Source organism: Burkholderia sp. BCC0405 (genome assembly GCF_902833075.1).
Classification (GTDB): domain Bacteria; phylum Pseudomonadota; class Gammaproteobacteria; order Burkholderiales; family Burkholderiaceae; genus Burkholderia.
In genome coordinates this window covers 15,032-34,229 of the sequence record NZ_CADFEO010000010.1, presented here as the reverse complement: position 1 = coordinate 34,229, position 19,198 = coordinate 15,032, and the positions used below count along the sequence as shown (strand labels likewise).

The 19,198-nt window shown below is 66.7% G+C and carries 21 protein-coding genes and 1 pseudogene; 15 read left to right on the top strand and 7 right to left on the bottom strand.

Going from position 1 to position 19,198, the window contains the following annotated elements; genetic code table 11:
- The first annotated feature begins 108 nt into the window (after window positions 1-108).
- From HWX36_RS17985 to HWX36_RS17960, 6 genes are all read left to right on the top strand, one after another.
- Window positions 109-873, top strand: a complete 765-nt coding sequence (locus HWX36_RS17985) for a DUF899 domain-containing protein (protein ID WP_175953375.1) — start codon at window positions 109-111, stop codon at window positions 871-873.
- Window positions 874-901: 28 nt separating this feature from the next.
- Window positions 902-1,711 (top strand): DUF2182 domain-containing protein, encoded by an 810-nt coding sequence (locus tag HWX36_RS17980; RefSeq protein ID WP_175953689.1) that lies wholly within the window; start codon window positions 902-904, stop codon window positions 1,709-1,711.
- A gap of 278 nt (window positions 1,712-1,989) precedes the next feature.
- Entirely contained in the window at window positions 1,990-3,450 is a 1,461-nt protein-coding gene (gene guaB / locus HWX36_RS17975) for an IMP dehydrogenase (protein WP_048020927.1), read from the top strand.
- Window positions 3,451-3,456: 6 nt separating this feature from the next.
- Window positions 3,457-4,059: a hypothetical protein gene (locus tag HWX36_RS17970; RefSeq protein ID WP_175953374.1), complete on the top strand. Its 603-nt coding sequence runs from the start codon at window positions 3,457-3,459 to the stop codon at window positions 4,057-4,059.
- A 116-nt stretch (window positions 4,060-4,175) separates the two neighbouring features.
- On the top strand, window positions 4,176-5,795 hold the full coding sequence (guaA, locus tag HWX36_RS17965) for a glutamine-hydrolyzing GMP synthase (RefSeq protein WP_175953373.1): 1,620 nt from the start codon (window positions 4,176-4,178) through the stop codon (window positions 5,793-5,795).
- Between the two features lie 683 nt (window positions 5,796-6,478).
- On the top strand, window positions 6,479-6,652 hold the full coding sequence (locus tag HWX36_RS17960) for a hypothetical protein (protein ID WP_175953372.1): 174 nt from the start codon (window positions 6,479-6,481) through the stop codon (window positions 6,650-6,652).
- Window positions 6,653-6,807: 155 nt separating this feature from the next.
- Here the strand turns inward: HWX36_RS17960 and HWX36_RS17955 are convergent, their stop codons facing one another.
- Together HWX36_RS17955 and HWX36_RS17950 are read right to left on the bottom strand one after the other, a co-directional pair.
- Window positions 6,808-7,425 carry a 3'-5' exonuclease gene (locus tag HWX36_RS17955; protein ID WP_175953687.1) on the bottom strand — a complete coding sequence of 206 codons (618 nt, stop codon included), beginning with the start codon at window positions 7,423-7,425 and terminating at the stop codon, window positions 6,808-6,810.
- A gap of 233 nt (window positions 7,426-7,658) precedes the next feature.
- Window positions 7,659-8,324 (bottom strand): DJ-1/PfpI family protein, encoded by a 666-nt coding sequence (locus HWX36_RS17950; RefSeq protein WP_175953371.1) that lies wholly within the window; start codon window positions 8,322-8,324, stop codon window positions 7,659-7,661.
- 96 nt (window positions 8,325-8,420) lie between these two features.
- On the opposite strand from HWX36_RS17950, the gene HWX36_RS17945 reads away from it, so the two are divergent.
- The gene (locus HWX36_RS17945) at window positions 8,421-8,975 is read left to right on the top strand and encodes a TetR/AcrR family transcriptional regulator (protein WP_175953370.1); all 555 of its coding nucleotides are present in this window, start codon (window positions 8,421-8,423) and stop codon (window positions 8,973-8,975) included.
- Between the two features lie 112 nt (window positions 8,976-9,087).
- Here the strand turns inward: HWX36_RS17945 and HWX36_RS17940 are convergent, their stop codons facing one another.
- From HWX36_RS17940 to HWX36_RS17920, 5 genes and pseudogenes are all read right to left on the bottom strand, one after another.
- On the bottom strand, window positions 9,088-9,552 hold the full coding sequence (locus HWX36_RS17940) for an acetyltransferase (protein ID WP_175953369.1): 465 nt from the start codon (window positions 9,550-9,552) through the stop codon (window positions 9,088-9,090).
- Between the two features lie 115 nt (window positions 9,553-9,667).
- Window positions 9,668-10,159: an NUDIX hydrolase gene (locus tag HWX36_RS17935; protein ID WP_175953368.1), complete on the bottom strand. Its 492-nt coding sequence runs from the start codon at window positions 10,157-10,159 to the stop codon at window positions 9,668-9,670.
- A gap of 50 nt (window positions 10,160-10,209) precedes the next feature.
- Entirely contained in the window at window positions 10,210-11,094 is an 885-nt protein-coding gene (locus HWX36_RS17930) for an NAD(P)-dependent oxidoreductase (protein WP_175953367.1), read from the bottom strand.
- A gap of 163 nt (window positions 11,095-11,257) precedes the next feature.
- Window positions 11,258-11,446 (bottom strand): annotated as a pseudogene (locus HWX36_RS17925) (HEAT repeat domain-containing protein); the annotation flags it as partial.
- Window positions 11,447-11,496: 50 nt separating this feature from the next.
- Window positions 11,497-11,742: a ferredoxin family protein gene (locus HWX36_RS17920; protein WP_175953366.1), complete on the bottom strand. Its 246-nt coding sequence runs from the start codon at window positions 11,740-11,742 to the stop codon at window positions 11,497-11,499.
- A 302-nt stretch (window positions 11,743-12,044) separates the two neighbouring features.
- Here HWX36_RS17920 and HWX36_RS17915 point away from each other — a divergent pair, with 302 nt between their 5' ends.
- The 8 genes from HWX36_RS17915 (at window position 12,045) to uraD (ending at window position 19,155) form a co-directional block, all read left to right on the top strand.
- Window positions 12,045-12,446, top strand: coding sequence for a DnaJ family domain-containing protein (locus HWX36_RS17915; protein WP_012328731.1), 402 nt, complete (start codon window positions 12,045-12,047; stop codon window positions 12,444-12,446).
- On the top strand, window positions 12,443-13,039 hold the full coding sequence (tadA, locus tag HWX36_RS17910; RefSeq protein WP_175953365.1) for a tRNA adenosine(34) deaminase TadA: 597 nt from the start codon (window positions 12,443-12,445) through the stop codon (window positions 13,037-13,039). The genes HWX36_RS17915 and tadA overlap by 4 nt, the downstream gene beginning before the upstream one ends.
- A gap of 109 nt (window positions 13,040-13,148) precedes the next feature.
- The gene (gene ldcA / locus HWX36_RS17905; protein ID WP_175953364.1) at window positions 13,149-14,087 is read left to right on the top strand and encodes a muramoyltetrapeptide carboxypeptidase; all 939 of its coding nucleotides are present in this window, start codon (window positions 13,149-13,151) and stop codon (window positions 14,085-14,087) included.
- A gap of 307 nt (window positions 14,088-14,394) precedes the next feature.
- On the top strand, window positions 14,395-15,099 hold the full coding sequence (locus HWX36_RS17900; protein WP_175953363.1) for a GntR family transcriptional regulator: 705 nt from the start codon (window positions 14,395-14,397) through the stop codon (window positions 15,097-15,099).
- Window positions 15,100-15,249: 150 nt separating this feature from the next.
- Window positions 15,250-16,734: an NCS1 family nucleobase:cation symporter-1 gene (locus tag HWX36_RS17895; RefSeq protein WP_175953362.1), complete on the top strand. Its 1,485-nt coding sequence runs from the start codon at window positions 15,250-15,252 to the stop codon at window positions 16,732-16,734.
- A 10-nt stretch (window positions 16,735-16,744) separates the two neighbouring features.
- The gene (locus HWX36_RS17890) at window positions 16,745-17,536 is read left to right on the top strand and encodes an aspartate/glutamate racemase family protein (RefSeq protein ID WP_174960932.1); all 792 of its coding nucleotides are present in this window, start codon (window positions 16,745-16,747) and stop codon (window positions 17,534-17,536) included.
- 147 nt (window positions 17,537-17,683) lie between these two features.
- A complete protein-coding gene (gene puuE / locus HWX36_RS17885) occupies window positions 17,684-18,637 on the top strand; it encodes an allantoinase PuuE (RefSeq protein WP_043187981.1) in 954 nt (317 codons plus the stop codon).
- Window positions 18,634-19,155 carry a 2-oxo-4-hydroxy-4-carboxy-5-ureidoimidazoline decarboxylase gene (gene uraD / locus HWX36_RS17880; RefSeq protein WP_089425659.1) on the top strand — a complete coding sequence of 174 codons (522 nt, stop codon included), beginning with the start codon at window positions 18,634-18,636 and terminating at the stop codon, window positions 19,153-19,155. Before puuE ends, uraD begins: the two co-directional genes overlap by 4 nt.
- The last annotated feature ends 43 nt before the right edge of the window (window positions 19,156-19,198 follow it).

The following is a 19,198-nucleotide window of genomic DNA, read 5'->3' as shown; positions in this document are numbered from 1 at the left end:
CCCGACACACTTGTCACTCCCTTCGGTTCGATGCCCGTCACTAATCTAGCACCACGCACACGGCACCGGATGCCGTGCCTGGATACCCATCGGAAGGAGAAACCCGCCATGACGACCCATCTCACCGGAACCCGCGACGAATGGCTGGCCGCGCGCCGCGCGCTGCTCGACGCGGAAAAGGCGCTGACGCGGCAAAGCGACGAACTCGCGCGGCGGCGCCAGGCACTGCCCTGGGTGCGCGTCGACAAGACCTACCGGTTCGACACCGAGGACGGGCAGGCAACACTCGACGACCTGTTTCTCGGCCGTTCGCAACTGCTCGTCTATCACTTCATGTTCGGCCCCGACTACAAGGCCGGCTGTCCGTCGTGCTCGTCGATCGCCGACGGTTTCGACGGCTTCGCCGTGCATCTGGCGAACCACGACGTGACGCTCGCCGCCGTGTCGCGCGCGCCGCTCGCGAAACTGCGCGCGTACCGGCAGCGGATGGGGTGGCGCTTCCCGTGGGCATCGTCGATCGGCAGCGATTTCAACTTCGACTTCAACGTGTCGTTCACCGAAGCGCAGCAGCGCGCCGGCGACGTCGAGTACAACTACGCGCGGGCCGGCCACGCGATGGACAGGGATCCGCCGCCGGCACCCGTCGTGCAGTTCGCGGCGACATGCGGCACCGACGCGGTCACGTATTCGCTCGACCGGCCGGGGATGAGCGCGTTCGTGCGCGAGGACGGCATCGTCTATCACACGTACTCGACCTATGCGCGCGGGCTCGACGGGCTGTGGGGGATGTACCCGTGGCTCGATCGCGCGCCGCGCGGGCGCAACGAGACCGGCCCGTGGTGGCGCCGCCATGACGAGTACGCACGCGGCTGAGCGCGCCGGCGACGGGCGGGGGCGGGCGATGACGCAGCCGGCGGCCGGCGCGCCGGGGCCCGATCAGCGGGCCTTCGCGGTGGCGCTCGTGGCGGTGTTCGCCGTCGCCGCGATGGCGACCGTGGCGCAGTACGCGTCGATGGCCGCGATGGGCGGCGCTCCCGTGTCCGGCGGCTGGACGATGACGTCGGCGGCATGGCAGCGACCGTGCGGATGGGGCGCCGGCCGTGCGTTCGCGGAGTTCGCCGGCATGTGGGGCACGATGACGGTGACGATGATGCTGCCCGTGCTGGCGCCGGTGCTCTGGCGATACCGGCAGTGCGTCGGTCTGCACTCGGCGGTACGTTCGGCCGGGCTCGTCGTCGTCGCGGGTGCCGGGTATTTCGCGGTGTGGATGGCGGTGGGAGCGCTCGTGTTTCCGGCCGGCGCCGCACTGACGGGCGCCGCCGCAAAGCTGCCGGCGCTTGCCGGTGCGATGCCGTTCGCGGCTGGCTCGGTCGCATTGGCTGCAGGTGTGCTGCAATTCTCCGGATGGAAGGCGCGCCGGCTGGCGTGCTGCCGGCACGCCGCGACCGGTGTGTCGCCGCCGCGCGCGGCGGCCGGTGCGGCATGGCGGCACGGCGTGCGAACGGCCATGCGATGCGGGATGTGTTGCGGGAACCTGATGGCGGTCGCGCTGGCCGCCGGCATGATGGACCTGCGCGTGATGGCGGCCGTGACGGTTGCGATCGCCGCCGAGCGCCTTGCGCCGGCCGGCGCGCGGGTTGCGCGGATCGTCGGCTGGGTCGCGATCGGCGGCGGCGCGGCGATGATTGTCCGCGCGGCCGGGCTGCTGTAGGACGGGGAAGGCGTGCCCGTGCGGCGTGCTGCCGGGCCGCGCTTCCCCGTCGTCACTACCGTCGCGTGGCCCGTCCGCAACAGGTGGGTGGGCCGTTTCGCGGCCGGTTGCGCGAATGGCTCGATGCGGCGGTGAAACGAAAGGCGATCGAAAACGAACCGAACGGCGATCCGAACGATTCGGCCCCCGAACGGCCGAAACCGGCTAAGCCGTTGTTCGTGTTGTGAAAATTCGCAGCGCTTCGCGTATAATTCGCTTTTGCGCCCATAGGATTTGCCATGCGTCTGATCCAAAAAGCACTCACTTTCGATGACGTGCTCCTCGTTCCTGCCTTCTCCGACGTTCTCCCGCGCGACACCAGCCTCAAGACCAAGCTGACCCGCAACATCTCCCTGAACATGCCGCTCGTGTCCGCCGCGATGGACACGGTCACCGAAGGTCGCCTTGCGATCGCGATGGCACAGCAGGGTGGCGTCGGTATCGTCCACAAGAACCTGACGCCGGCCGAACAGGCCCGCGAGGTCGCGAAGGTCAAGCGTTTCGAATCGGGCGTCGTCCGCGACCCGATCACGGTGCCGCCGCAAATGAAGGTGCGCGACGTGATCGCGCTGTCGCGCCAGCATGGCATCTCGGGTTTCCCGGTCGTCGAAGGCCCGCAGCTCGTCGGCATCGTCACGAACCGCGACCTGCGTTTCGAAACCCGCCTCGATGAGCCGGTCAAGTCGATCATGACGCCGCGCGAGCGGCTCGTCACGGTCAAGGAAGGCACGCCGCTCGCCGAAGCGAAGGCGCTGATGCACAGCCACCGCCTCGAGCGCGTGCTGGTCGTCAACGACGCGTTCGAACTGCGCGGCCTGATGACCGTCAAGGACATCACGAAGCAGACCGAGCACCCGGACGCGTGCAAGGACGAACACGGCAAGCTGCGCGCCGGCGCGGCAGTCGGCGTCGGTCCCGACAACGAAGAGCGCGTCGAGCTGCTGGTGCAGGCCGGCGTCGACGTGATCGTCGTCGATACCGCGCACGGCCACAGCAAGGGCGTGCTCGAGCGCGTTCGCTGGGTCAAGCAGAACTTCCCGCACGTCGAAGTGATCGGCGGCAACATCGCGACGGCCGCCGCCGCGAAGGCGCTCGTCGAATACGGCGCAGATGCGGTCAAGGTCGGTATCGGCCCGGGCTCGATCTGCACGACGCGGATCGTCGCCGGTGTCGGCGTGCCGCAGATCAGCGCGATCGCGAACGTCGCGGAAGCGCTGAAGGGCACGGGCGTGCCGTGCATCGCCGACGGCGGCGTGCGCTTCTCGGGCGACGTGTCGAAGGCCCTCGCGGCCGGCGCGAACGCGGTGATGATGGGCAGCATGTTCGCGGGCACCGAAGAGGCGCCGGGCGACGTGTTCCTGTACCAGGGCCGCCAGTACAAGTCGTATCGCGGCATGGGTTCCGTCGGTGCGATGAAGGACGGCGCGGCAGACCGCTACTTCCAGGACAACTCGGCGAACATCGACAAGCTCGTGCCGGAAGGCATCGAAGGCCGTGTCGCATACAAGGGCTCGGTCAACGCGATCCTGTTCCAGCTGGTCGGCGGTGTGCGCGCCAGCATGGGCTACTGCGGCTGCCGCACGATCGACGAACTGCACGACAAGGCCGAATTCGTCCAGATCACCGCGGCGGGCATGCGCGAGTCGCACGTGCACGACGTGCAGATCACGAAGGAAGCGCCGAACTACCACGTGGACTGATCGCCGATGAAACCGCTGCTGCGAGCCGTGCTGATCATCGATGCCGTGTTGTTGCTGGCGTTCGGCGTGCTGTTCGTGCTGACGCCCTGGCAGTCGCTCTTCAACGCGCTGCAGCTCGCGAACGTCCAGCCGGCGATGCTCGGCCAGGCGTTCGGCATCGCGCTGCTCGGGCTCGCGTGGCTCGCGTTTCATGCAGCGTTCAACGGCGATCTCACGGCGCCGGTCGCGCGAGCGGTCGGCCATGTGTACTGGCTGACCGGCGCGCTGACGATCGTCTGGTCGATCGGCACCGGCAGCGGTCCCGCGCTCGCGGCCGCCGGCAGGGTGCTGTCGGCCGTGGCCGGTGTCGCATTGATCGTGCTCGGCCTCGGCGGCGTGCGGCTCGCATCGGCCGTGCGTCGGCGCGAAAAGGCGCAGGCGCTCGAGGCGCGCGCGCCGGCGCAGCGTCCGGCCGGGACGGCGATGGCGTCGGCGTCGTCGTCCGCACCGCAGCGCGTCGAACCTGTCGTCAGCCGTCCCGCGGCGCCAGCGGCACCTTCGCCGGCCGCATCCGGCCAATCATCTTCGGGCGGCGTCGCACTCGACGAGCGCCCGCCGATGCAGGATTGACCGGCCATGCGTCGAGCGTGCCGCCTTCCGCCCGACGCCGTAGTCCATGCTATTGACGCAGCGCATGATGAAAATGATGCGCTGCCTTTCTTATTCTCTTCATCCCGTCCGCAGCCATGCACGACAAAATCCTGATTCTCGACTTCGGTTCGCAAGTCACCCAACTGATTGCGCGGCGCGTGCGCGAAGCGCACGTCTACTGCGAAATCCATCCGAACGATGTGTCCGACGACTTCGTCCGCGAGTTCGCGCCGAAGGCGGTGATCCTGTCGGGCAGCCACGCGAGCACGTACGAAGACCATCAGCTGCGCGCGCCGCAGGCCGTGTGGGATCTCGGCGTGCCGGTGCTCGGCATCTGCTACGGCATGCAGACGATGGCCGTGCAGCTCGGCGGCAAGGTCGAGTGGAGCGACCACCGCGAATTCGGTTACGCGGAAATGCGCGCGCACGGCCACACGCGCCTGCTCGACGGCATCGAGGATTTCAAGACGGACGAAGGCCACGGGATGCTGAAGGTCTGGATGAGCCACGGCGACAAGGTTGCCGAGCTGCCGCCGGGCTTTGCGCTGATGGCGTCGACGCCGAGCTGCCCGATCGCCGGCATGGCCGACGAGGCGCGCGGCTACTACGCGGTGCAGTTCCATCCGGAAGTCACGCACACGGTGAAGGGCCGCCAGATCATCGAGCGCTTCGTGCTGCAGATCGCAGGCGCGAAGCCCGACTGGATCATGAGCAACCACATCGAGGAAGCCGTCGCGAAGATCCGCGAGCAGGTCGGTGACGAGGAAGTGATTCTCGGTCTGTCGGGCGGCGTCGATTCGAGCGTTGCCGCTGCGCTGATCCATCGCGCGATCGGCGACCAGCTCACCTGCGTGTTCGTCGACCACGGTCTGCTGCGCCTGAACGAAGGCAAGATGGTGCTCGACATGTTCGAGGGCCGCCTGCATGCGAAGGTCGTGCACGTCGACGCGTCCGAACAGTTCCTCGGCCACCTGGCCGGCGTGACCGATCCGGAAGCGAAGCGCAAGATCATCGGCCGCGAGTTCGTCGAGGTGTTCCAGGCCGAGGCGAAGAAGCTGTCGAAGGCGAAGTGGCTCGCGCAGGGCACGATCTACCCGGACGTGGTCGAATCGGGCGGCACGAAGACGAAGAAGGCGACGACGATCAAGAGCCACCACAACGTCGGCGGCCTGCCGGAAACGCTCGGCCTGAAACTGCTCGAGCCGCTGCGCGACCTGTTCAAGGACGAAGTGCGCGAACTGGGCGTCGCGCTCGGCCTGCCGCCGGAGATGGTGTACCGCCATCCGTTCCCGGGCCCGGGCCTCGGCGTGCGGATTCTCGGCGAAGTGAAGCGCGAGTTCGCGGATCTGCTGCGCCGCGCGGACGCGATCTTCATCGAGGAACTGCGCAACACGACCGCGACCGCGCACGATGCGGCTGCCGGCCTGTGCGGTGAATCCGATGTCGGCAAGAGCTGGTACGACCTGACGAGCCAGGCTTTCGCGGTGTTCCTGCCGGTCAAGTCGGTGGGCGTGATGGGCGATGGCCGCACGTACGATTACGTGACGTCGCTGCGCGCGGTGCAGACGACCGACTTCATGACCGCACACTGGGCGCACCTGCCGTACGCGCTGCTCGGCCGCGCGTCGAACCGGATCATCAACGAGGTGCGCGGGATCAACCGTGTGGTGTATGACATCTCGGGGAAGCCGCCGGCGACGATCGAGTGGGAGTGATCGGCCGTCCGGCACGTACCAGTACGACCTGACAGCAGAACACATCAAAGCCCGCCTCACAGCGGGCTTTTTTGTTTTTGGCCCGATGGGCGCCACCGCCCGATTGGAACATCGCGCGGATTTCGCGTTTCATCGACTGGAACACACCCGAGCATTCGTGCGCCATGAGGCGTCGGGGGTGCTTCTATTTCCGCACTCGTCCAACCAGCGGCTTTGCTCATCAATTGCACCGTGCCGTACTCGAGCGGTGCCTGCAATCAGTTGCAGCGCAAAAGGCGCGGATTTGAAACAGCGTCCGCGGGCTGCGTAGCGAGACCGCCTGGCAGAGAAGTCGGTAAACGCGATGCGGCTACCCCGCCCAGTTTCACCGCGACTGTAATCGAGTGTAATTGATTGCTCCGCGCGCTCAGCCTAATTTCTTCCCGGCAGGTGCGCTTCGCGGATGGCTGACCCAAGCCGCCGCGGAGGTTGTGATGAACGTTGTCGATGCGTGACTCGCGCGAGCCAGATTCGACCTATACGGCCCTGGTTCTCGGTTTTTCAACTCACAGCAGGAGAAATTGTCATGTCGAACGAAAATTTCAGCGAAATTCAGAAGTTCGCGGAGTAGGCGGACGATTTGAAACACGTAGACGTTGAGTCAATCCAACTGGGCTATTGGGACAATCACGGTACTCTGCTTCATGCTCAATAACGAGGGCGGGAATTCGTTTGCAGTGAATGCCTCGAATACGGCGTTGCTGATCCAGATCGGAAACGCACTCACAGCGCTTGGACAGAAGCAGAAGGTCGTGGCCTATCTGGGAGACCTCAACCACGGCGGTACCCTCAAGGTCCTTCTTATCGGCCTTGATTAGTTCGAAAGCCAAGTCGCGACCCGGCTGGTCAGCGTCGGAGCAGGTCACGACGGCATCAACCGGATGACTGTTGCGGCAAGAAAACGGCTTGGCAGGCTGCCAAGCCGTTTTTCGTTGACGGATTGCGCAAGCCGGGGCCATCGCGCCCCGGATTCTCACGCGTGCGAGCCCACGAGCGAACGCAAGTACATCGGCACCTTCGCCTTCGCCGTTGCCTGCACACGTGTCATGAGCGCGTGATCGATGCGACCCAGTCCGTAGGTCCGCGCAATGTCCTGCTGCAGCCGGCACCACAGATGGCTGGCCATCTCGGCATCGACCATCGCCCGATGCGCCCGGCCCGATTTCGGCAGCCGTAGCATATCCACCAGGTTCGACAGGCGGTGACTCTGGGCGTCCGGGTAGATGCGTCGCGCCACGAGCATCGTGCACGCAAAGGCATGCTCGGCCGACACGCCAAGAAGCCCGAGTTCCGCCTGCCAGAACCGTTTGTCGAAACCGGCGTTGTGAGCGACGACCGCATGCTTGCCGACGAACGCCGCGGCTTCCTTCATGACTTTCGACGCCGGCGGCGCCGATGCGATCATCTCGTTCGAGATGCCGGTCAGCGCAACGACATCGGACGGTATGCGCCTGCCGGCATTCATCAGGCTCTGGAAACGGTCGACGATTTGTCCGTCCCGGAGCAGGATGACGGCGATTTCGGTCGCACGGTCGCCCATATTCGGCGAAAGTCCGGTTGTTTCGAAGTCCAGTACCGCAACGGTTTGCATGGTCGAATCCTGTTGCTTCACGCGGTGTCGTTAGAGTGGCCGAGAGGTTAGCATCTCCAGCCCGCGACAGACTCGTTCAACTCGAGAAACGGCCATCCTTGCGGCGAACGCCGACCCGGTCGATGATCCGGACTGCCCGCCAATTCGTCACGATTCGCCATTGGCTCGGCAGGACGCGCGACGATGCAACACGGTGCTGGCCGCCGACGATCGGCAGCTGATTGGCCCGCGTGTCATGCCGCAAGCCCGTTTTCGCCTTCGACCATCCGGATCGTGCCCGCAGCCTGTCCCGCACCCTGCCTGATGCTGAACTCGATCAGGTCTTCATAAATTTCCCGTTGCCCGGCGGGCAGCACAGGCCGGAGCGTCTCGCGCCGCTTGTCCGCATCGAACATTGATTCCACCAGCCATCCCGTCAGATAGAGCGACGCCAGGCACCCACCCGCGGTCGCGACGTTGCGATGGCACACGAGCGGCTGGTCACGCACGTCCAGCCCGAGCGTCTGCAAACTCTTCCGCGCGTCGGGATGCGTCGTGGCGCGGCGCGCCGGCAGCAGCCCGAGCTGCTCGAGAATGAAGGCCCCGCCGCAGATCGACCCGACACGCTGGCGCTCGGGATCGAGATCGAACGACGGCAGGAAATCGGGATGGGCCAGTGCGGCCGGTACGCCTTCCTTGCCGCTCGAAAAGAGCACCGCGTCGGCGTGATTGGCGTCGGCGAGCGGACCGTGCGTCGGGATCGCCAGGCCATGCGCGGACCGCAGCACCGGCGTCGCGCCCAGAATCCGGACGCGCCAGTCCTTGTTGTTGCGGCCGAGAATGTCCCACGTCAGGAACAGGTCGATGTCGGTGAACCGGTCGAAGGCGACGAGCGCAATGTCTTTCAAGGCGGACTCCATGCGTCGTGGCGCGCTGCCGGGAGCGGCGGCGGCCGTGATAGAGTTCGCAGCCTATCTGTCCATGCCGCACCATACACAGCCTGTATGGCGATGACGATGAGCACACTGACGCGTAACGACTGGATTGCAGCGGGCTTCGATGCCCTCGACGGGGAAGGGTACGCGGGCATTTCGGCCGAGAGCCTCGCGCGCCGGCTGAACGTGACCCGCGGATCGTTCTATCACCACTTCCGCAATCGCGAGGACTTCGTCAGGACCTTGCTGACCGCGTGGGAGGACGACTACACCGCTCGCATGCTTGCGTATGCGGCGGGCGGCCACGGTGCCGGCGACACGCTGGCGCGCTATCTGCGCATTGCCGCCGAAAAGCGGCCGGGGCGCGAAATCGCGATCCGCGCATGGGCGCTGCACGATCCGCTGGTCGCGCAATTCCAGCAGCGCGTGGATGCGGCGCGGCTCGCGTTTGCGATCGAGACGTCACGCGGGCTGGTGCGTACGCCGGGCGAGGCGGAGATCGTCGGGCAGGCCGTGCACCTGTGCCTGATCGGCGGACAACAGGCCGGGCTGCGGCGCGATGCCGACCGGTTCAACGGGTTCATGCAGCGCGCGGCTGCAATGGTCGAACGCGTGCTGCCGATGCGTCGCACATGACGTGTCACGCGCGCGTGTTGCACGCGTGGCCGGGCTCGATATCGGGCAGCCGCGTTCGCATGCCCGGCGTGCATGACGTGGCAGGCGGCGCGATATCCCGCGCCAGCCACTGTTATGCGCGCGGCGGCGAGGACAGCGGTGCCGCGCGGTAGCGCAGGTGAATCAGCGGATAGGCTCGCCCTTGTCCATCGAGCGCCGATCGCCCGGTGCGCTCGAAGCCGAGCCGTTCATAGAATCCCGCTGCCGATTCGTTCTGTTCGTTGACGTCGGTCGACAGGTCGGGATGACGCTTGAGCGCATCTTCGACGAGCAGGCGCCCGACGCCCGCGCCATGGTGCGCGGGATCGACGAACAGCGCCTCCATGTGACTGCCGTCGAGCAGCATGAAGCCGATCGCGCGGCCGCCTTCATCGACGGCGAGATCGAGCGGTGCACCGGGCAGGAACGCGACGACTTCGGATTCGATCGTGCGACGATCGTCGTCGCTGAGGAAGCGGTGCGTGGCGTCGACCGCGTTGCGCCAGATATCCAGCACGCGTGCGCCGTCGGCCTGGGTGGACTGGCGAATTCTGATCATGGTTTGGCCCAGCTTTGATTTGTCATTGGAAGTTCGGCGGGTAACCGGCACTGCCGTGGCTCCGATCGGGCCACTCGCAAGGGCTGCGTGAAAGACGGCGATGCTTTCAGGTATTTCAGGCATTGGCTGGACGTTGCGCGCCGCCAAGGTCCGCCGCACGCTCGATCGCGCGGCGTGCGACGTCGCGAACGCCCGCGCTCATCGGCAAGTCATCGCGGTCGAGTTCGGCGAGATCGAACCAGCGCGCGTCGAGTGCATCGTCGCCGGCAGCAGGCGTACCGCGCAACCATCTGCTCAGCACCGCGACCATCACGAAATGCTGACGCACGTCGCCGTCAGCATCGTAATCGAACGCATCCAGCGCGGTAAAGGCGTCGAGCGCTTCGACATCGACGGTGGTTTCTTCGGCGATCTCGCGCACGACCGCGTGCGCAATCGATTCCCCCGCCTCGATCTTGCCGCCGGGAAACCCCCAGCAGCCCGCATCGGGCGAATTGGCGCGGCGTACCAGCAGCACGTCGCGTTCCCGCAGGACGATGCCGATCACGGCGGGAACCGCGCGGACGGAAGCGGTGACGCCGGTCGGCGGGCGGGGAGAATCGGACATGAGTTGCTACGTGCAGAAGCGTTCGAGTGTGTGGGGCGGCCGGCGACGATTCATCGTGCGTCGTCGGTGCGCTGCTCGATCGCGCGGATCACGGCGACCATGTCGTGCGCGCCATGTCCGGCCCGCTCGGTCTCGCCGTACAGCGCATGGCAGATGTCGAGCAGCGGCGACGCGATGCCGATGCCGCGGGCGGATTCGGCGACGAGGCGTGCATTCTTCAGCACGTCGGTGATCGCGGCCTGCACCGAAAAATCGGCCGCGACGAGTTTGCCGAGTTTCACGCGCGACACGTCGCTTGCCATCGGGCCCGCGTTCAGCACATCGGCGAAGCGGGCGAGATCGATGCCGTGGCGTTGCGCGAAATGTGTGGCTTCGGTCAGGCCGGTGACCATCGTGATCAGGAACAGGTTCACGGCGAGTTTCATCGTCAGCGCCGACGGCACGTCGCCGCACACGAAGCTGTCGCGGCACAGCGGCCTCACGAGCGCGCGGACGGCGTCGACGTCGTCCGGTGCGCCGGCAAGCATCACGACGAGTTGACCGGCTTCGGCCGGCTTGCGCGACCCCGACACGGGTGCCTCGACGTAGCGGCCCGACGCGGCAGCGATGTCATCGGCCAGTGAGCGCGAATACTCGGGTGCGTTCGTGCCCATGTTCACGATGGTGTGTCCGCCGACACGGGCAGCGAAACCGGGCGTGCCGCGCGCGAGGACGGCGTCGATCGCCGCGTCGTTCGCGAGCATCAGGATCACGGTGCTGCAGGCCGCGAACACGTCGTCGATGTGCTCGGCCACGCGTGCGCCGGCGTGCCGCAGCGCATCGTCGCTGCCGTGCGACCGGCTCCACACGACGAGTGGCGTGCCGGCCCGCGCGAGATTGAGCGCCATCGGCGTGCCCATCACGCCGAGGCCGATGAATCCGACTGCGGTTTGCATGTTCTGGCTCCCACGGTGGGTGGAGACGATCGTGGGCGTCAGTATCGCAGCGTTTGCGTACGCCCGCTTTTTCGCCCGAGCACCCGCGCGAGCCACGTCACGGCCGCGCCGTCATGTCCGCCAGATAGGGCCACGGATAGATGCCACGGGCATGACCGTCGCCGAGCACGCGGGCGGCTTCGCCGCGCACGTCGGCCGACGGATCGTCGCGCAGCGCGGCGATGAAAGCGGGCACGAATCCGGGGGCCTCGAGATCGGCGAGTTCGAACAACGCGACGCGGCGCGCGCAGGCATCGGGCGCGGCGAGACGGGCGACGAGCGCAGCTTCGTCGGAGGCGGGTGCGCGCGGCAGCGAAGGAGGAGTCGGTCATGGGCGACGGGAGAGAGCGTCGAGGGCCGCGGTCACCGCAGCAGGTAAGGGATGTCGACCTTGACTGCGCCGGTCGGGCAATCGCGCTCGCACGGCAGGCAGTACCAGCATTCGTCGAACTGCATATGGGCCTTGCCTTTGGTCACGTCGATCGCGAGCAGGTCGAGCGGGCACACGTCGACGCAGACGGTGCAGCCCTTGTCGGCGATGCACCGGGTCTCGTCGATCGTGACGGGTGCGCTGCTGCGCTGGAAGATGTCGTGCGGGGCATGGGGCATGGCTGGTTCCTCAACGGGCGGCCGCGAGTGCGGCCGGTTCACGGATGCGCAGATTCGTGTAGGCGGCGCGGCATGATTCGCGTTGCCGACGAAAAAATCACGGCCCGACACCGTGCGGGTTGGCGGGTGTCAGAACGGCTCGCGGCCCGCTGCGGCGCAGCAGAGCGGCAAAAGAGACCGATCGGCGCGCATGCGCTGCGATTCGGCCCCTAAAAATACAATATCGAGCATATATTCGAAGGGCCTGTCATACCCGCGTCACCCTGCTAGAATTCGGCCTGCCGCATTGTTCCGATTGACTGATGAGATTGCTTGACGCCCTGGTCGAACAACGTATTGCCGCCGCCGCCGCGCGGGGCGAGTTCGACGATTTGCCGGGTACCGGCGCGCCGCAGGCGCTGGATGACGACCTGCTCGTGCCCGAGGAGGTGCGGGTGGCCAACCGTATCCTGAAGAATGCGGGCTTCGTGCCGCCGGCCGTCGAGCAATTGCGCGCGCTGCGCAACCTGCATGACGAAGTGCAGGCGGTCAGCGACCGTGCCGCGCGGTGCCGGCTGCAGGCGAAGATCCTCGCACTCGACATGGCGCTCGAATCGCTGCGCGGCGGCCCGATGGTGATGCCGCGCGACTACTGCCGGCGCATCGCGGAGCGCCTGTGCGAGCGCGGGCTCGACGAAGCGCCCGCCGAAGCGGGGCCGATGTGACGTCCGACGCGCTGCACGATGCAGCCCGCTCGGCAGCCGCCCCGGCGTCCGAACCCGCCGCCGATTCTCCCGTTCCCGAAGCAGCGCCCGTATCGGCGCGCGACCTGCATTTCATGCGTCTTGCGCAGGCTGCCGCCGAAGAGGCGCGCGCGGCCGGTGAAGTGCCGGTCGGCGCGGTGCTCGTGCGTGGCGACGAAGTGATCGCGCGCGGCTTCAACCATCCGATCGGCGGGCACGACCCGTCGGCCCATGCGGAAATGGCCGCGCTGCGCATGGCCGCGCAGCATCTGCAGAATTACCGGATGCCCGGCTGCGAACTGTACGTGACGCTCGAGCCGTGCCTGATGTGCGCGGGCGCGATCATGCATGCGCGCATCGCGCGGGTCGTCTACGGCGCCGCCGATCCGAAGACGGGCGCGTGCGGCAGTGTGATCGACGCTTTCGCGAATCCTCAGCTGAACCACCATACCGAAGTGACCGGCGGCGTGCTCGCCGACGAGTGCGGCGCCGCGCTGAAGTCGTTCTTCGCCGAGCGCCGCCGCGCGCTGCGCGAAGCGCGGCTGGCCCGCGATGCCGAATCCGGCGCGTCATAGGCGCGCCCGCCGCGCCCGTCGCTCGGTGCGAGCCGGGCGCGCTCGGTTCCGTGAACCGGCGACCGTTCGGACCCTCTAAGCAGGTTTGACGACCCCACCTCTCTTCGCCATGTCCTTCCAGCCCGCCGCGTCCTACACCATCCGCCTGCTTGCGCCATCCGGCTATCCGCACGACCCGGACGCGATCAATCGCGCGCTCGAGCGCCTGAGCACCGCGCAGCATCGCATCGAGAACATCGAAGCGACGCAGCGGCGCTTCCAGCGGTTCGGCGGCACCGACGGCGAGCGGGCAGGCGACCTGAACCGACTTGCCGATCCCGAGCGGCCGCTGCCGGACATCGCGCTCGCGGTGCGCGGCGGCTACGGCGCCGCACGCATCCTGCACGGGCTCGACTATCGCGGGCTCGAACGCAGGCTGCGTGACCAGCCGGTCGCGCTCGTCGGTCACAGCGATTTCACGGCGCTCCAGCTCGCGCTGTACGCGAAGGCGCGCATCAAGACGTTCGGCGGCCCGATGCTGTCTGCCGACTTCGGCGCGGAAACGCCGAGCGATTTCACGATGCAGCACTTCTGGCAGACGCTCACGCAGCCGGGTACGACGATCATTACCGAAGCGCCGCAGGTGCAGAGCGTGGATGTGACGGGCACGCTGTGGGGCGGCAACCTCGCGATCCTCACGTCGCTCGTCGGCACGCCGTACATGCCCGACATCGAAGGCGGCATCCTGTTCATCGAAGACGTCAACGAACAGCCGTTCCGGATCGAACGGATGATCTATCAATTGCACCTGTCGGGGCTGCTCGCGCGCCAGCAGGCGCTCGTGCTCGGCCAGTTCACCGGCGCTCGGCCGTTCGAGTACGACAACGGCTACGACATGCAGGCGATGATCGACCAGATGCGTGCGGTGATCGGGATCCCGGTCGTGACGGGGCTCCAGTTCGGCCACGTGCCCGATCTGTTGACGCTGCCGTTCGGCGCGCAGGCGCAACTGGTCGCGAACGCGCACGGTTTCCGCCTCACCTTGTCGGACTATCCGCACCTCGGTTGACGCGGGCGCAGTCGGTCGAAAGGCGGGTTTCCCGCCTTTTTCTTTACGTAGACGCGCAACTAACGGTCAAGTATTTTCATCGACGCCAGCGGGGTCGATGCCAGATCTTGCACCAGTTTTGTCAACAAAATGGCCTGAAGGGTATACGACGAGAAGCGCCTCTGTCTTACGTCTAAGCCTTGTCATGCATGGATTCTGCGCATCGTGCACCGAACAGGGTCGCATCGATGCACGCCGATTGTGCGCAATGCCGGAAAAGAATTGTTGACAATCTTTATGTCCGCCCTAGGATGAGGATCATCACACGATGCCGATCATGAACGAGCCCGAATCCCACCTGTCCGGTGCCGCCAGTCCCGAAGCGATCGCCGAGCGGATCCGCACGGCGATCCTCGAGCATCGGCTCGCGCCCGGCGCGAAGCTGACGGAGGCGCAGCTCTGCGACGTATTCAGCGTGAAGCGCGGGACGATCCGCCAGGCGCTCGCACAGCTCGCGACCGACAAGCTGGTCGATCTCGAGCCGAACCGCGGCGCGTTCGTTGCGAGCCCGACGCTGCAGGACGTGCACGAGGTGTTCGAGATGCGCCGGATCATCGAGCTCGCCGTGGTCGAGCGGCTGGCGACCGGGCCCGGCGCGAAGCGGCTGAAGGGCGTCGCGTCGCTGATCGAGAAGGAACGCAAGGCGTTCGAGCGGCACGACTTCGCGGCCTGGATCCGCCTGTCGGGCGAATTCCATACGGCGCTCGCCACGCTGATGGGCAATGCGACGCTCAGCGAGTGCCTCGAAGGGCTCGTCGCACGCTCGACGCTGATGTCGGCGCTGTACGAGTCGCACGGGCGCAGCCCGTGTTCGTGCGACGACCACGACGAGATCCTCGCCGCGCTGGAGGCGGGCGATCCGAAGCGGGCGGTGACGCTGATGGCGCACCACCTGCAGCATGTCGAACTGAAGATGCTGGACCGGCCCGCGCAAGGGCAGGTCGATTTGCGCGAAGTGTTCGGCGGCGCCTGAGCGGCGACGCGAACCCGGCCGCGCGCCACAAGAACGAGCGAAATGCAGGCCCGCGGTGTTTGCCGCGGGCCGCTGGTCCGACTCCGGGCGTCGATCCGGAGCGATATCGATGACGGTGGAGCGGCCGCCCGGCCGCGTCAAGGAGAAGTCATGGCTCAGTTCAGTGTGGCGCACGACAGCGCCTATCCGGCGGAAGAAGGCGGCGAGGGCGGCGACCCGGCACTGCCGAATGGTTACAGCGAACGTTTGTACAACGAAGATTTGGCACCCCTGAAAAATCAGACATGGGGTTCGTACAACATCTTCGCGTTCTGGATGTCGGACGTGCACAGCGTCGGCGGCTACGTGTTCGCGGGCAGCCTGTTCGCGCTCGGGCTGACGAGCTGGCAGGTGCTGCTCGCGCTGATCGCCGGGATCGGCATCGTCAACCTGCTGTGCAACCTGATCGCGCGGCCGAGCCAGCAGATCGGCGTGCCGTATCCGGTCGCGTGCCGGGCGACGTTCGGCGTGCTCGGCGCGAACGTGCCGGCCGTGATCCGCGGGCTGATCGCGATCGCGTGGTACGGCATCCAGACCTATCTCGCATCGAGTGCGCTCGTGATCGTCGTGCTGAAATTCTTCCCGCAATGGCTGCCTTACGCGGACGTGCATCGCTACGGCTTCCTCGGGCTCTCGGCGGTCGGCTGGGCCGGCTTCATGCTGCTGTGGGTGCTTCAGGCGTTCGTGTTCTGGAACGGGATGGAGACGATCAAGAAGTTCATCGACTTCGCGGGCCCGGCCGTCTACGTCGTGATGTTCATCCTCGCCGGCTACATGGTGTGGCGCGCGGGCTGGCGCAACATCGGCATCAACCTCGGCGGCGTGAAGTACCACGGCGCGGAAGTGATTCCGGTGATGATCACGGCTGTGTCGCTCGTCGTGTCGTACTTCTCCGGGCCGATGCTGAACTTCGGCGATTTCTCGCGCTACTGCCGCTCGTTCGGCGACGTGAAGCGCGGCAATTTCTGGGGGCTGCCGGTCAACTTCCTCGCGTTCTCGCTCGTCACGGTGATCACGACGGCCGCGACGCTGCCCGTGTTCGGCGAACTCATCACCGATCCCGTCGAGACGGTCGGCCGCATCGACCATCCGACCGCGGTGATCCTCGGCGCGCTGACGTTTACGATCGCGACGATCGGCATCAACATCGTCGCGAACTTCGTGTCCCCCGCGTTCGACTTCTCAAACGTCGCGCCGCGGCTGATCAGCTGGCGCGCGGGCGGGATGCTCGCGGCCGTCGCGTCGATCTTCATCACGCCGTGGAACCTGTTCAACAACCCGGCCGTGATCCACTACACGCTCGACGTGCTCGGCGCGTTCATCGGCCCGCTGTACGGAGTGCTGATCGCCGACTTCTACCTCGTCAAGCGCGGCCGGCTCGTGCGCGACGACCTGTACACGATGTCGGAAAGCGGCACGTACTGGTACACGGGCGGTGTGAACCGCCGCGCGCTTGCCGCGCTGTTGCCGGCCGCGGTGATCGCGATCGTCTGCGTGATGGCGCCGGGCTGGCAGGGCGTTGCGAACTTCTCGTGGTTCATCGGCGCGGGGCTCGGCTTCGTGTTTTACCGGCTGCTCGCGAGCGCGAAGGCCTGAGGAGCGTGCGATGAAGATCCGACTGATCAATCCGAATACGACCCAGAGGATGACCGACGCGATGGGCCGCTGCGCGCGCGAGGTCGCGGCCGCCGGTACGGAGATCGTCGCGGTGAGCCCGCCGATGGGGCCGCCGTCGATCGAAGGGTATTACGACGAGGCGCTCGCGACGCCGGGGCTGCTCGCCGAGATCGCGCAGGGCGAGCGCGACGGCTGTGATGCGTACGTCATCGCGTGCTTCGGCGATCCCGGCCTCTACGCGGCGCGCGAGCTGGCACGCGGGCCGGTGATCGGCATTGCCGAGGCCGCGATGCATGCGGCGAGCGTGCTCGCGCCGGGCTTTTCGGTCGTCACGACGCTCGCGCGCACCTGCGGGATGGCATGGCATCTCGCCGAGCGCTACGGGATGAAGCGGTTCTGCCGCAACGTGCGCGCGACCGACGTGGCCGTGCTCGAACTCGACCGGCCGGGCTCGGCCGCGCGCCGGATCATCGTCGACGAATGTCGGCGCGCGCTCGACGAGGACGGCGCCGACGCGATCGTGCTCGGTTGCGCGGGGATGGCCGAGTTCGCGCACGAGATCGAACAGCAGATCGGCGCGCCGGTGGTCGAGGGCGTCACCGCGGCCGTCAAGTGGGCCGAGGCGCTCGTCGCGCTGCGCCTCGCGACCGCGAAGCGCGGCGACTACGCGCGGCCGCTGCCGAAGCGCTATGACGGCGCGTTCGCCCGCTTCAGCCCGCCGGACGGGGATGCGGCCGAACCGGTCCCGAATTTGCCGCAACCGCACATACACACCGTCTGACACGCACTATCTGCGCCGCTGTATGGGCGCGTATGGGCGTTTTCGCTACACTGGGCCGTCATCGCATCGGCTTGCGCAGCCGGCCTCCGGCACCCGCGCAGTCGATGCGAACCCATTATTTCAGCGAGCTTTCGCCGCATTCGAACCATGTCACTCGATCCCAACTATCCTCGCGACCTGATCGGCTACGGCCGCCATCCCGTTCAGGCGAACTGGCCGGGGCGCGCCCGCGTCGCCGTGCAATTCGTGCTGAACTACGAGGAGGGCGGCGAGAACTGCGTGCTGCACGGCGATCCGGGCTCCGAGCAGTTCCTGTCGGAAATCGTCGGCGCGGCCGCGTATCCCGACCGCCACATGAGCATGGAGTCGATCTATGAATATGGATCGCGGGCCGGCGTCTGGCGCATCCTGCGCGAATTCGAGAAGCGCGGGATGCCGCTGACGGTATTCGGCGTCGGCATGGCGATCGAGCGCCACCCGGAACTCGCGCGCGCATTCGTCGAGCTGGGTCATGAAATCGCGTGCCACGGCTGGCGCTGGATTCACTACCAGAGCATGACGCCGGAACTCGAGGCCGAGCACATGCGCCTCGGGATGGAAGCGATCGAGCGCGTGACGGGCGAGCGCCCGCTCGGCTGGTACACCGGCCGCGACAGCCCCAATACGCACCGCCTCGTCGCGGAATACGGCGGCTTCCTGTACGACTCCGACAACTACGGCGACGACCTGCCGTTCTGGATGGACGTCGACGTGTCGGGCGGCAAGAAGTCGCCGCAGCTGATCGTGCCGTACACGCTCGACACGAACGACATGCGCTTCGCGACGCCGCAGGGCTTCAACACCGGCGATCACTTCTTCGACTACCTGCGCGACGCATTCGACGTGCTGTACGCGGAGGGCGACGAAGCGCCGAAGATGCTGTCGATCGGCATGCACTGCCGGTTGCTCGGCCGGCCGGGCCGATTCCGCGGGCTGCAGCGGTTCCTCGATCACATCGAGAAACACGATCGCGTATGGGTGACGCGCCGTGTCGATATCGCGCGTCACTGGCGTGAACATCATCCGTATCAGCCCAACCATCGAAACGAAGGGAAAGCATGAAGGCGATGCGCTACACGTTGGAACAACTGAACACGATGGCGCCGAGCGCATTTGTCGCGGCGTTGTCGGGGATTTTCGAACATTCGCCGTGGGTGGCCGAAGTCGCCGCGGGCGAGCGACCGTTCGCGAGCATCGACGCGCTGCACAAGACGATGTCGGGCGCGGTGGAAACGAGCGGCGAAGTGCGCCAGCTCGCACTGATCAATGCTCACCCGGAGCTGGCCGGCAAGGCTGCGGTGCGCGGCGAGCTGACCGCCGAGTCGACGCGCGAGCAGAGCGGCGCGGGCCTCGACCAGTGCACGCAGGAAGAGTTCGACAAGCTGCTGACGCTGAACCGCACGTATCGCGAGAAGTTCGGCTTTCCGTTCATCCTCGCGGTGCGCGGCTATGACCGGCACGGCATCATCGCGAACTTCGAATCGCGCGTGAATCATTCGCGCACCGAGGAACTGCGGGCGAGCCTCGACCAGATCTACCGGATCGCGCGCTTTCGCCTCGACGACCTGATCGACGCCTGACATCGCAATACGGCCTGCTGCGGCGCAGCGGCCTGATCGCATC